The organism is Enterobacter cloacae complex sp. IR5450 (genome assembly GCF_049238665.1).
Classification (GTDB): domain Bacteria; phylum Pseudomonadota; class Gammaproteobacteria; order Enterobacterales; family Enterobacteriaceae; genus Enterobacter; species Enterobacter hormaechei_C.
In genome coordinates, this window is the sequence record NZ_JBMKIC010000003.1 from 194,068 (window position 1) to 206,636 (window position 12,569).

Annotated in this window: 14 protein-coding genes; 10 read left to right on the forward strand and 4 right to left on the reverse strand. The window is 54.5% G+C overall.

Translation table 11 applies throughout. The features are described 5' to 3' along the window. The first annotated feature begins 96 nt into the window (after positions 1 to 96). On the forward strand, positions 97 to 756 hold the full coding sequence (yccA, locus tag ACOTYB_RS04765) for an FtsH protease modulator YccA (protein WP_003858127.1): 660 nt from the start codon (positions 97 to 99) through the stop codon (positions 754 to 756). Between the two features lie 88 nt (positions 757 to 844). Then, the gene (tusE, locus tag ACOTYB_RS04770) at positions 845 to 1,174 is read left to right on the forward strand and encodes a sulfurtransferase TusE (protein WP_003858129.1); all 330 of its coding nucleotides are present in this window, start codon (positions 845 to 847) and stop codon (positions 1,172 to 1,174) included. On the opposite strand, the gene yccX is transcribed toward tusE, so the two are convergent. Further along, positions 1,171 to 1,452 carry an acylphosphatase gene (gene yccX / locus ACOTYB_RS04775; protein ID WP_003858131.1) on the reverse strand — a complete coding sequence of 94 codons (282 nt, stop codon included), beginning with the start codon at positions 1,450 to 1,452 and terminating at the stop codon, positions 1,171 to 1,173. The two genes, tusE and yccX, sit on opposite strands and share 4 nt — an antisense overlap. Positions 1,453 to 1,545: 93 nt before the next feature. Between yccX and rlmI the strand changes: the two genes are divergently transcribed. Further along, positions 1,546 to 2,736: a 23S rRNA (cytosine(1962)-C(5))-methyltransferase RlmI gene (rlmI, locus tag ACOTYB_RS04780; protein WP_126524717.1), complete on the forward strand. Its 1,191-nt coding sequence runs from the start codon at positions 1,546 to 1,548 to the stop codon at positions 2,734 to 2,736. Between the two features lie 60 nt (positions 2,737 to 2,796). Then, positions 2,797 to 3,114 (forward strand): heat shock protein HspQ, encoded by a 318-nt coding sequence (gene hspQ, locus ACOTYB_RS04785; RefSeq protein ID WP_003858136.1) that lies wholly within the window; start codon positions 2,797 to 2,799, stop codon positions 3,112 to 3,114. A 32-nt stretch (positions 3,115 to 3,146) separates the two neighbouring features. Here the strand turns inward: hspQ and ACOTYB_RS04790 are convergent, their stop codons facing one another. Beyond that, complete coding sequence (locus tag ACOTYB_RS04790; protein WP_003858138.1) at positions 3,147 to 3,560, reverse strand: CoA-binding protein; 414 nt, start codon at positions 3,558 to 3,560, stop codon at positions 3,147 to 3,149. Positions 3,561 to 3,731: 171 nt separating this feature from the next. Between ACOTYB_RS04790 and csgI the strand changes: the two genes are divergently transcribed. Then, positions 3,732 to 4,394, forward strand: a complete 663-nt coding sequence (csgI, locus tag ACOTYB_RS04795; RefSeq protein ID WP_032608970.1) for a curli synthesis inhibitor — start codon at positions 3,732 to 3,734, stop codon at positions 4,392 to 4,394. 80 nt (positions 4,395 to 4,474) lie between these two features. Next, positions 4,475 to 4,933, forward strand: a complete 459-nt coding sequence (gene mgsA, locus ACOTYB_RS04800) for a methylglyoxal synthase (RefSeq protein ID WP_003858146.1) — start codon at positions 4,475 to 4,477, stop codon at positions 4,931 to 4,933. Positions 4,934 to 4,986: 53 nt separating this feature from the next. Here the strand turns inward: mgsA and helD are convergent, their stop codons facing one another. Then, positions 4,987 to 7,041 carry a DNA helicase IV gene (helD, locus tag ACOTYB_RS04805; protein ID WP_126524718.1) on the reverse strand — a complete coding sequence of 685 codons (2,055 nt, stop codon included), beginning with the start codon at positions 7,039 to 7,041 and terminating at the stop codon, positions 4,987 to 4,989. 122 nt (positions 7,042 to 7,163) lie between these two features. Between helD and ACOTYB_RS04810 the strand changes: the two genes are divergently transcribed. Together ACOTYB_RS04810 and yccS are read left to right on the forward strand one after the other, a co-directional pair. After that, positions 7,164 to 7,610, forward strand: coding sequence for a YccF domain-containing protein (locus ACOTYB_RS04810; protein WP_003858149.1), 447 nt, complete (start codon positions 7,164 to 7,166; stop codon positions 7,608 to 7,610). A gap of 18 nt (positions 7,611 to 7,628) precedes the next feature. Beyond that, positions 7,629 to 9,791 (forward strand): YccS family putative transporter, encoded by a 2,163-nt coding sequence (yccS, locus tag ACOTYB_RS04815; RefSeq protein WP_003858151.1) that lies wholly within the window; start codon positions 7,629 to 7,631, stop codon positions 9,789 to 9,791. On the opposite strand, the gene ACOTYB_RS04820 is transcribed toward yccS, so the two are convergent. Continuing rightward, the gene (locus tag ACOTYB_RS04820) at positions 9,748 to 10,374 is read right to left on the reverse strand and encodes a TfoX/Sxy family DNA transformation protein (protein ID WP_023315767.1); all 627 of its coding nucleotides are present in this window, start codon (positions 10,372 to 10,374) and stop codon (positions 9,748 to 9,750) included. The two genes, yccS and ACOTYB_RS04820, sit on opposite strands and share 44 nt — an antisense overlap. 217 nt (positions 10,375 to 10,591) lie before the next feature. Between ACOTYB_RS04820 and sulA the strand changes: the two genes are divergently transcribed. After that, positions 10,592 to 11,101, forward strand: a complete 510-nt coding sequence (gene sulA / locus ACOTYB_RS04825; protein WP_003858155.1) for an SOS-induced cell division inhibitor SulA — start codon at positions 10,592 to 10,594, stop codon at positions 11,099 to 11,101. A gap of 356 nt (positions 11,102 to 11,457) precedes the next feature. Beyond that, the gene (gene ompA, locus ACOTYB_RS04830) at positions 11,458 to 12,510 is read left to right on the forward strand and encodes a porin OmpA (RefSeq protein WP_003858156.1); all 1,053 of its coding nucleotides are present in this window, start codon (positions 11,458 to 11,460) and stop codon (positions 12,508 to 12,510) included. The last annotated feature ends 59 nt before the right edge of the window (positions 12,511 to 12,569 follow it).

Genomic DNA, 12,569 nt, shown 5'->3' on the forward strand with positions numbered 1-12,569 from the left:
CTAAGGGGCTGAGTAAAGATGGGTAAAACCACTTTGCGTCTGCCGCGCCGTTTCCTATTCTTTGCGCTAATTACATCTGTCATAAGAGAGTGACTCATGGATCGTATAATTACTTCTTCACGCGACCGCACATCGCTACTCAGCACCCATAAGGTGCTGCGCAATACCTATTTCATGCTCAGCCTGACGCTGGCGTTTTCGGCGATCACCGCAACGGCCAGCACCGTACTGATGCTGCCTTCTCCAGGCCTGATCCTGACGCTGGTGGGTATGTACGGTCTGATGTTCCTGACCTACAAAACCGCGGATAAACCGGTGGGGATTCTCTCCGCGTTCGCCTTTACCGGCTTCCTGGGCTACATTCTGGGGCCAATCCTGAATGCCTATCTGTCTGCCGGAATGGGCGACGTGATTGGTATGGCGCTGGGCGGTACCGCGCTGGTGTTCTTCTGCTGCTCGGCCTACGTGCTGACCACCCGTAAGGACATGTCCTTCCTTGGCGGTATGCTGATGGCGGGTATCGTGATTGTACTGGTCGGTATGCTGGCGAACATCTTCCTGCAATTGCCTGCGCTGCATCTGGCAATCAGCGCGGTGTTTATCCTGATTTCATCCGGCGCAATCCTGTATGAAACCAGCAACATCATTCACGGCGGTGAGACGAACTATATCCGCGCCACCGTGAGCCTGTATGTGTCGCTGTACAACATTTTTGTCAGCCTGCTGAGCATCCTGGGCTTCGCCAGCCGCGATTAACTCACCGTGCTGTGAACAGGGCCCCGCTTATGCGGGGCTTTGTTTTTTTGGTAGACTGAGGCGGTTTTTGACTAACGCGTGAATGAATATGTTGAGTTTTGAAGGCAAAGAGATCGAAACCGATAACGACGGTTATCTGAAAGAGAGCAGCCAGTGGAGCGAAGCGCTGGCGGAGAAAATTGCGGAAAACGAAGGAATTACCCTCTCCCCGGAACACTGGGAAGTGGTGCGCTTCGTGCGAGAATTTTACCTTGAATTCAACACGTCGCCAGCTATCCGCATGCTGGTCAAAGCCATGGCGAATAAATTTGGCGAAGAGAAAGGCAACAGCCGTTATCTGTATCGCCTGTTTCCGAAAGGCCCGGCTAAACAGGCGACAAAAATCGCCGGCCTGCCAAAGCCGGTAAAATGCATTTAATAGCGAATACTGAAGTCAGCGTATTCCCGGCCGGGTTGATGCGGTTCCGTTAGCACCTTATCAACCCGCGCGCTGCGCGGTCCGCCCGCTTTCAGCCACGCCACCAGCTTCTCTACCCGATCCGCCTCACCGCAGGCCACAACCTCCACGCTGCCATCATCCATGTTACGCGCATACCCCGTCAGCCCGAGCTGAAGGGCTTCGCGCTGGGTGCTGTAGCGGAATCCGACGCCCTGTACAAGGCCATGGACCCAGGCAATGGTGCAAACATTTGACATCATCCTTCCCCTTATCCGACTGGCGCGTTGCATTTCCTCACTGAAGTCGGGAAAATGGCGGCCATTTCATTGGAATCGACAGAATAGCAAATTATGAGTGTACGTTTAGTGTTAGCCAAAGGGCGCGAGAAGTCATTACTGCGCCGTCATCCCTGGGTCTTTTCCGGCGCGGTTGCCCGCATGGAAGGTAAAGCCAGCCTCGGTGAAACCATCGATATTGTTGACCATCAGGGGAAATGGTTAGCACGCGGCGCATACTCGCCTGCATCTCAGATCCGCGCGCGCGTCTGGACGTTCAATAAAGAAGAAGCCATCGATATCGACTTCTTTGTCCGTCGTCTGCAACAGGCGCAGCAGTGGCGTGAGTGGCTGGCAAAGCGTGACGGGCTGGACAGCTATCGTCTGATTGCCGGAGAGTCCGACGGGCTGCCGGGCGTGACCATCGACCGCTTCGGCAATTTCCTGGTGTTGCAGCTGCTGAGCGCCGGGGCGGAATACCAGCGTGCCGCGCTGATTAGCGCCCTGCAAACTCTGTTCCCGGAATGTGCCATTTACGACCGCAGCGACGTGGCGGTACGTAAAAAAGAGGGCATGGAGCTGACGCAGGGCCCGGTCACCGGCGAACTGCCGCCTGCCCTGCTGCCTATTGAAGAGCATGGCATGAAGCTGCTGGTGGATATCCAGGGCGGCCATAAGACCGGTTATTACCTCGACCAGCGTGACAGCCGTCTGGCAACGCGCCAGTACGTTGCCGATAGGCGCGTGCTGAACTGCTTCTCTTATACCGGCGGCTTTGCGGTCTCTGCCCTGATGGGCGGCTGTGCCCAGGTTGTGAGCGTCGACACCTCACAGGAAGCGCTGGACGTGGCGAAACAGAACGTTGAGCTGAACAAGCTGGATCTGAGCAAAGCGGAGTTTGTGCGCGACGACGTGTTCAAACTGCTGCGTAAATACCGCGACCAGGGCGAGAAATTTGACGTTATCGTGATGGACCCACCGAAGTTTGTAGAAAATAAAAGCCAGCTGATGGGCGCTTGCCGTGGCTATAAAGACATTAACATGCTGGCGATCCAGCTGCTGAACCCGGGCGGCCTACTGCTGACGTTCTCCTGCTCTGGCCTGATGACGACAGATTTATTCCAAAAAATCATCGCCGATGCCGCAATAGATGCGAGTCGTGATGTACAATTTATAGAGCAGTTCCGTCAGGCCGCCGATCACCCGGTGATCGCTACCTACCCGGAAGGGCTGTATCTGAAAGGGTTTGCCTGTCGCGTCATGTAACTTGAAAAGAGAAATATTGCCCGCACATAGTGTGTATGTAATGTTTCCCGGGAGGTGACTATGATTGCCAGCAAATTCGGTATCGGCCAGCAGGTCCGCCACACCTTGCTTGGATATTTGGGTGTGGTCGTGGATATCGACCCGGAGTATTCCCTTGATGAACCGTCAGCAGACGATCTGGCCGTTGACGCAGAGCTTCGCGCCGCGCCCTGGTATCATGTGGTTATGGAGGGCGACGATGGTCAGCCTGTCCATACCTATCTTGCCGAAGCGCAGCTGAGTGGTGAACTACAGGATGAGCATCCGGAACAACCCACTATGGACGAGCTTGCTCAGACCATCCGCAAACAGTTACAGGCACCAAGACTGCGTAACTAAAGGTGTAAAAAAGCCCGTCAAACGGGCTTTTTTTATTTTGCCAGCCCCAGACGGGGAATATCGATTGCCGGACAGCGATCCATCACCACTTTCAGCCCGGCATCGCGTGCCAGCACGGCCGCCTGCTCATTAATCACGCCCAGTTGCATCCACAGCGTTTTCGCGCCAATGGCGATCGCTTCCTGCGCCACGCCCCAGGCCGCTTCTGAATTACGAAAAACGTCCACCATATCCACCTTTTCCGGCACGTCCGCGAGCGTCGCATAACCCTGCTGACCCAGCAGCGTTTTCCCCGCCACCTTCGGCGAGACCGGGATCACGTGATATCCCTGGTCCAGAAGGTATTTCATGACCCGATAGCTTGGGCGATCCGGTTTATCGCTCGCGCCGACCAGCGCGATAGTGCGCGTGGTCGTCAGAATCTCGACAATGTCGTTCTCTTTCATGCTGTGCCTCCTGGTTTTTTTCAAAGTGTACGTCAAAGCGAACATCTCAACCACGCATCCCATACAGAAGTATGAGGGCAAAACGGCAGAATATGTCTATATGTTAGTAAACGTGTTTATCGAAAAATTTTGATACATTCTTACCGGGTAGTTTGTCTACAGGAGTCTGCTATGAAAACCGGCATTGCCTGGGCTGTGGTTGCGTTAATCATGCCGGTTTGTGTTTTCGCAACTACTCTCAGACTCACAACCGACATTGACCTGCTGGTGCTGGACGGGAAAAAAGTCTCCAGTTCCCTGCTACGGGGCGCAGACAGCATCGAGCTGGATAACGGCCCGCATCAGCTGGTTTTTCGGGTGGAAAAGACCATTCGCTTCGCCGACAACGAACAGCAGGTGTACATTTCGCCTCCGCTGGTGGTCAGCTTTAATACCCAGCGTATCAGCCAGGTCAATTTTCGTCTCCCGCGCCTTGAGACAGAAAAGGAGTCACTGGCATTTGATGCCTCGCCGCGCATTGAACTGGTGGACGGGGATTCCATGCCCATCCCGGTAAAGCTGGATATTCTGGCGCTGACAAAAAGGCCAAAGGGAACTGACTATGAAGCGGACACCGAGACCTACAACAGGGCCAGCAGGCGCGCCTCGCTGCCCCAGTTCGCCACCATGATGGCGGATGACAGTACCCTGCTTTCGGGCGTATCGGAGCTGGATGTACTCCCCCCTCAGTCGCAGACCCTTACTGAGCAACGTCTCAAGTTCTGGTTCCAGAATGCCGATCCGGACACGCGCGCCCGTTTTCTGCAATGGGCAAAACAACAACCTTCGTCGTAAGCCACATTTTTTTGTCCTTTCTCTTGCAGCATCAGTCAGTTCCCGTCATCGTGTAGCGAGGTAACCTCACGGATAAGATTATGGAACTGACAACACGCACACTTCCGGCGCGCAAGCACATTGCTCTGGTTGCGCACGATCACTGTAAACAAATGCTGCTTAACTGGGTTCGTCGCCATCAGCCTCTTTTACAGCATCATGCCCTTTCTGCTACGGGAACAACCGGCAACCTGATCCACCGCGAAACCGGTCTGGAAGTGAATGCCATGCTGAGCGGCCCGATGGGGGGTGACCAGCAGGTAGGCGCTCAGATTTCAGAAGGTAAAATTGACGTTCTGATTTTCTTCTGGGATCCGCTGAACGCGGTTCCGCATGATCCGGACGTTAAAGCGCTGCTGCGTCTGGCGACGGTGTGGAACATTCCGGTAGCCACCAATCTTTCAACGGCAGATTTCATCATTGAATCGCCGCAGTTTAACGATCCGGTGGAGATTTTGATCCCGGATTATCAGCGTTATCTTGCGGAGAGACTGAAGTAGTTTTTTGCCCGGTGGCGCTGCGCTTACCGGGCCTACAGAATTTGCCCGGCGCGTTACGGCTTTCTCGCCACCGGCACGTCAATACTTTTCAAAATATCGACAAACACCGACGGCTCCTCTTTGTTGAACAAGAGCCACACGCGATGGCGCGCGCGGGTTATCGCCACGTACAGTAAACGCCGCTCCTCTGCATCCGGGAAATCTTCCGGAACAGGTAATAACGCCTCTTCCATCACGGATTCCCGCGCCGGCGCCGGGAAACCGTCGCTCCCCTCTTTTAGCCCCACCACAATCACGTAGTCGGCCTGCTGCCCTTTACTGGCATGAATGGTCATGAAATCGAGCTGTAGTTTTGGCCAGCGCGTCGCCGCTTTTTCCAGCGCCGTCGGCTTGAGGTGGTGGTAACGCGCCAGCACCAGAATTCGTTCATCCGGTTTCGCATAGCCGCTCAGTTTATCCAGCAGCGGTTCCAGCTGATCGTCCGCCAGCAGCGTGACGGCCTTTTTATCCCCAGACCTCAGGCTGTTAAGCGGTTTCGACAGCTGATGCGGGTTCTGCTGAATAAAACGGTTGGCTATTTCGCCAATCCGCGCGTTGAAGCGGTAGGTGGTGTCCAGATCGCTGCGATCGCCTTCCCCAAAATAGTGGTGGAAGGCTGTCGTGAGGGATAGTTGCGCCCCGCTGAAACGGTAGATAGCCTGCCAGTCATCGCCCACGGCAAACAGCGACGTGTGTTTATTCTGCGCCCGCAGCGCCGAAAGCAGCGCAGCGCGCTGCGGCGAGATATCCTGAAACTCATCCACCAGAATGTGTTTCCACGGGCTGACGAAGCGCCCTTTCTCCAGAATGATAATGGCCTGATGGATCAGCCCCGAAAAATCGACCGCGTTTTCGTCTTTCAGCGCGGTTTTCCACGCTTTCAGCATCGGCGCCATCAGCTTAACCCGCTTAGAAAACACGGCGCGGATCGACTCCGGTGCGCTTTCTATCATCTCCGTCTGAGAGCCGCCGTGCATGCGCATCAGGCTTACCCACCGGTCAAGACGAGAGCCCAGCCGGCGCGCCAGCTTTTCATCCTGCCAGAAGCTGCCCTCCGGCACCTCCCAGTTGAGTTCCTCTTCAAGCCACTGACGCCAGCCTTTCGCCTGCGCCTTTTTTTCACTGCACTGCTGACGCCATGCCTTGATAAACAGCGCCTGGCGAGCCTGAGCGTCATTTTCCAGTTTGCTGACAACAGGAACTTTTTTGCTGCCCTGTTGAATGATGTGTAAAGCGAGGGAGTGGAACGTGCGCGCCGAGATATCCTGGGTATGCAAACGCGCCTGAATGCGTTCATCCATCTCCTGCGCCGCCTTACGGCCAAAGGCCAGCAGCAAAATCTGGTCGGCAACCGCCTCGCCCGTTGTCAGAAGCCAGCCCGCGCGCGCCACCAGCACCGACGTTTTGCCGCTCCCGGCGCCTGCCAGCACTAAAAGAGACTGCTCGCCATTCACCACGGCGCGCGCCTGGGCAGGATTGAGGGGCGATGATTCCACCGTACTGAAAAAATCGGCATATTGCGTAAGCATCGCCTCAGTCCAGGCCTGGTTATGCGCCAGACGGCTTTTCTCGATATCGTTCAGCCAGGCCTGACACTTCCGCCACGCGTCGCGGCAGTTATCAAATTCCTCAAGCCGCGCCACCGGTAAAGGCAATGCCGTCAGCGCCTGGGCAATTTTTTGCTGAAGCCCGGCGGTTTGCTGGCGCGTCAGCCACTTCTGCTGCGTATTGCTTAGCGCGATATCGTCCAGCACCTGTTGCAGCACCTGTGCGGCTATCACGCTCATCTCCTGGCTCCACTGTTGCCAGCGCGTATTCAGATGGTAGTGGAAGCGTTGGGTTTCCGCCCACTCGGTCCCGTGAAGCCGCACCACTTTGTCTGACGGCAAGACGAACTCCAGCTCCCCCCATACCAGCCCTCGTTTACAATGAATGGCCAGTAGCTGATTAAACGGAATAAGGTATTCGTGGCGTTCCCCGGAGACTTTCACTCCCGCATTGAGAAGGACAACCTTGTCGTAAGGGTGCTGCGCCAGGCGTTTGCCCATTGAAGTTGCTTTCAGTTCCATATCCTGCCGGATCCACGAGGTCAAAATTTGTCAGACAGTTTAACTGCCAGTTTTAAGGTGCTCCAGCCCAAAAAAACGTTACAATCACCGGGCGTTAATCATATCGAAGGAAATGAGGGTTTATGCGTACCGTTCTGAATGTGTTGAATTTTGTCCTTGGCGGTTTTGCCACCACCCTTTCCTGGCTTTTTGCCACCCTGGTGAGCATTGTGCTCATCTTCACCCTTCCGCTGACGCGCTCCTGCTGGGAAATCACCAAACTGTCCCTCGTTCCTTATGGAAATGAAGCCGTGCACGTGGATGAGCTGGAGCCGGAAAGAAAAAATGCCCTGATGAATACCGGCGGCACGCTGCTGAATATTTTATGGCTGATCTTCTTTGGCTGGTGGCTGTGTCTGATGCATATTTTCGCCGGCATCGCCCAGTGCATTACGATTATTGGCATTCCGGTTGGCATCGCTAATTTCAAAATTGCCACCATCGCCCTGTGGCCGGTAGGACGCCGAGTTGTCCCGGTCGAAGTCGCGCAAGCCGCGCGTGAAGCCAATGCCCGTCGTCGTTTTCAGTAATAAGGACTGGCCGCTCTCATGCTAAGCCCCCTGCTTCGTCGCTATACATGGAACAGTAACTGGCTGTATAACGTCAGGATTTTTATCGCCCTCTGCGGCACCGTCGCTCTGCCGTGGTGGCTGAATGATGTGAAGCTCACCATCCCCCTCACGCTTGGGGTGGTGGCCGGTGCGCTGGCGGATCTCGACGACCGCCTGGCCGGTCGTTTGCGTAATCTGGTCATCACGCTGGTCTGCTTCTTTATTGCTTCCGCCTCCGTTGAGCTGCTTTTCCCGTGGCCCTGGCTGTTTGCCTTAGGGCTGACGGTATCAACCAGCGGCTTCATTTTGCTCGGCGGCCTCGGGCAGCGCTACGCCACTATCGCGTTTGGCGCCCTGCTGATTGCCATTTACACCATGCTGGGCGTCTCTCTTTACGAGCAGTGGTATCAGCAACCGGTCCTGCTGCTGTTGGGTGCTATCTGGTATAACCTGCTGACCTTAACCGGGCATCTTATTTTTCCGGTTCGTGCCTTACAGGACAATATTGCCCGCAGTTACGAACAGCTGGCCCACTATCTGGAGCTGAAATCCCGGCTGTTTGATCCGGATATTGAAGAGGACAGTCAGGCGCCCCTGTACGATCTGGCGCTGGCAAATGGCCAGCTGGTCGCCACGCTGAATCAGACCAAAGCGTCTCTGCTCACCCGTCTGCGCGGCGATCGCGGTCAGCGCGGTACCCGGCGCACACTGCACTACTATTTTGTCGCCCAGGATATTCACGAGCGCGCCAGCTCCTCGCATGTGCAGTACGCTGACCTGCGCGAGAAATTCCGCTATAGCGACGTGATGTTCCGTTTCCAGCGCCTGCTGTCGATGCAGTCTCAGGCCTGCCAGCAACTTGCGCGCTCAATACTGCTGCGCACGCCCTATCAGCACGATCCGCGCTTTGAACGCGCATTCAGCCACCTGGATGCGGCGCTCGATCGCGTTCAGGCCAGTGGGACATCACCGGAACAGTTCAAAGCCCTGGGATTCCTGCTCAACAACCTGAGAGCCATTGATGCTCAGCTCGCCACCATTGAGTCTGAACAGGCGATGGCGATGCCGGGCAATGACGCTGACAACCAGCTTGCCGACGACAGTCTCAACGGTTTCAGCGATATGTGGCTGCGCCTGAGTCGTCATTTTACGCCGGAATCCGCCCTCTTTCGCCATGCGGTAAGGATGTCGCTGGTACTGTGCGTCGGCTACGCGTTTATCCAGATAACAGGATTGCACCACGGTTACTGGATCCTGCTGACCAGCCTGTTTGTCTGCCAGCCGAACTATAACGCTACCCGCCATCGGCTCGCGCTGCGTATTGTCGGGACATTAGTCGGGGTCGCCATCGGGCTGCCGGTGCTCTACTTTGTGCCATCCGTAGAAGGGCAACTGATCCTGATAGTGATTACCGGTGTACTGTTCTTCGCTTTCCGCAATGTGCAGTATGCCCACGCCACGATGTTCATCACGCTGCTGGTGCTGCTCTGCTTCAATCTGCTGGGTGAAGGCTTTGAGGTGGCCCTCCCCCGTGTGATTGACACGCTAATCGGCTGCGCCATCGCCTGGGCGGCGGTGAGTTTTATCTGGCCTGACTGGCGTTTCCGAAATTTACCGCGCGTGTCCGACAGAGCAATGAACGCCAACTGCCGCTACCTGGATGCTATTCTTGAGCAATACCATCAGGGTCGCGATAACCGTCTGGCCTATCGGATTGCCCGTCGCGATGCGCATAACACTGACGCAGAGCTGGCTTCCGTTGTCTCGAATATGTCAACTGAGCCGCGCGCTACGGCAGAAATCCGTGAGACAGCCTTCCGCCTGCTGTGTCTGAACCACACGTTCACCAGCTATATCTCTACCCTTGGCGCCCACCGAGAGAAACTGACGAATCCGGACATCCTGGCGCTGCTGGACGACGCCGTTTGCTACGTTGATGATGCGCTTCATCATCAACCTGCGGATGAGCCACGGGTTCACCAGGCACTGGATGAACTGGTGCAACGTATCGCACACCTTGATCCAGGCACCGACAACAAAGCTCCACTGGTCCTTCAGCAAATTGGCCTGCTTATCGCTTTGCTGCCGGAAATTTGTCGGCTGCGACAGCAGATCGCTACCTGGCGGAATGATGGCCCTGCGACTCAGGCAGCGCATTAAACCACTCCGTAAGCTCCCGGCGAATATCCGCCGGGAGTGCCGCTTCATGTAACCCTTCAATCGCGCCTTCAAGCGCGAACAATACCCGGATACTCAGCGCTTTATTCTTCGAGCGCATTTTCAGCCAGCTCGTCTTCGCCCCCAACTGTCGTAGCGTCTCTTCATTGGTAATGCCCGCCTCCATAAGCAGGACCTCAATCTGAAAGGTCAGGTTCGGCAGATCTTTAAGCCGGTTACGCTGATGGCGCTGGTAGCGCTCTTTCCTGGCGGCATCGAGCGCAAACGAGGAGAGCTGAAGCAGTTTTTCCCTGTTTTGCCACAGACCTTCGTCCACACGGTAGTAATTAAGCAGCACTGGGCGTCCTCGTTTCATCAGGGTCAGAAAAGAGGAAGCGTTTTTTACACAGTATTTTGCACTTTGCTCACAGGCGCGAAGGTACAGCTCGCCGTCAGACACCATCGCGAACACCGCTTCATCCACGGCCAGGGTATAACCGCCAAACAGGGCGCGATGATGAATTTCGCCCAGCGGAGAGAGGTATTCTTGAGATTGATAAATCCGCTCATAAGATATCTTTTTCATGATAATTCCATTAAAAATCATACAATAACCACGATATTTCTTACTAACGGATCCGTTAGCAGGAAAATAGGCAACTTATTGCCGTTGGGCAAGATGATTTTTTCATGTTCACCAGGAATGGATGAAATTTGCGAGTCGCTTTCCGAAAATGAGGTTGATCTTTATGCATACAGGGGTTACTGTATATCCATACAGTAACTACAGGGCTGGAATGATTATGTACACTTCAGGCTATGCAAATCACTTAACACCTTCTACTTCTGCCGCAGGCAATGCTGCGCAGAATTCTATCGGGCGTGAATCGACAGGGCTTATCAGTGAAGTGGTTTACCGTGAAGACCAGCCGCTGTTGACACAACTCTTACTCCTGCCGCTTTTGCAGCAGCTCGGGCAACAGTCTCGCTGGCAGCTCTGGCTGACGCCACAGCAAAAATTAAGTCGCGAATGGGTTCAGTCGGCTGGGCTGCCGTTAGCGAAGGTGATGCAGATTAATCAACTCTCCCCTTGCGATACGGTCGAGTCGATGGTCCGGGCATTACGTACCGGGAACTATAGCGTCGTGATTGGGTGGTTGCCTGAGGATCTGTCGCAAGAAGAACATTTGCGTCTGACTGAAGCGGCTGAAGAAGGTAACGCGATGGGTTTCATCATGCGGCCAGTTCGTGGAGATTCCTACCGCAGAGGACAACATCCCGCGCTAAAAATTCACTCGAATGTGTACCATTGAGTGATTTTAAGAGTTTTCCTGGAATTTTTTTCGACCACAGTATGCAAAAAAAGTTCAACGCGCCAAAACTGCGGCAAGTCTTGTCTGACGCGGTTCTCGTTAATTTTACTGCACAAAATTCGTTCAAAAATTGTTAAATATTAGGTATACGGAACTTTTTTTTTCATATGCCTGACGGACTTCACACTTGTAAGTTTTCAGCTACGTTGTAGACTTTACATCGCCAGGGGTGCTCGGCCTAAGCCGAAGATATCGGTAGGTTTATATTTGACCACGCCCCCCGGTGAAGGATTTAACCGTGATTCCTCCGATGGAGATATTCATGGCAAATTTTGGATGATAACGAGGCGCAAAAAATGAAAAAGACAGCTATCGCGATTGCAGTGGCACTGGCTGGCTTCGCTACCGTAGCGCAGGCCGCTCCGAAAGATAATACCTGGTATGCAGGTGGTAAACTGGGTTGGTCTCAGTTCCATGACACCGGTTGGTACGACAGCGCAAACAACAATGATGGCCCAACTCATGAGAGCCAGCTTGGTGCAGGTGCGTTCGGTGGCTATCAGGTTAACCCGTATGTTGGCTTTGAAATGGGTTACGACTGGTTAGGTCGTATGCCTTACAAAGGCAACGAAACCAATGGCGCTTTCAAAGCTCAGGGCGTACAGCTGACCGCTAAACTGGGTTACCCAGTAACTGACGATCTGGACGTGTACACCCGTCTGGGCGGCATGGTATGGCGTGCAGACTCCAGCAACAGCCGTGCTGGTGACGACCACGACACGGGTGTTTCCCCAGTATTCGCTGGTGGCGTTGAGTGGGCAATGACCCGTGACATCGCTACCCGTCTGGAATACCAGTGGGTTAACAACATCGGTGACGGTGCTACCGTTGGCGTTCGTCCAGACAACGGCATGCTGAGCGTTGGTGTTTCTTACCGTTTCGGTCAGCAGGAAGATGCGCCAGTCGTAGCTCCAGCTCCGGCTCCAGCGCCAGAAGTACAGACCAAGCACTTCACTCTGAAGTCTGACGTTCTGTTCAACTTCAACAAAGCTACCCTGAAACCAGAAGGTCAGCAGGCACTGGATCAGCTGTACACCCAGCTGAGCAACCTGGATCCTAAAGACGGTTCTGTAGTGGTTCTGGGCTTCACCGACCGTATCGGTTCTGACGCTTACAACCAGGGTCTGTCTGAGAAACGTGCTCAGTCTGTAGTTGATTACCTGGTATCTAAAGGTATCCCAGCTAACAAGATCTCCCCACGTGGTATGGGCGAATCTAACCCAGTTACCGGTTCTACCTGTGACAACGTGAAACCACGCGCTGCACTGATCGACTGCCTGGCACCAGATCGTCGCGTAGAGATCGAAGTTAAAGGTATCAAAGACGTTGTAACTCAGCCTGCGGCATAAGTTATCGTCTTATAAAAAAACCCCGCCATGCGGGGTTTTTTATTATCTGAAGAAAAGCA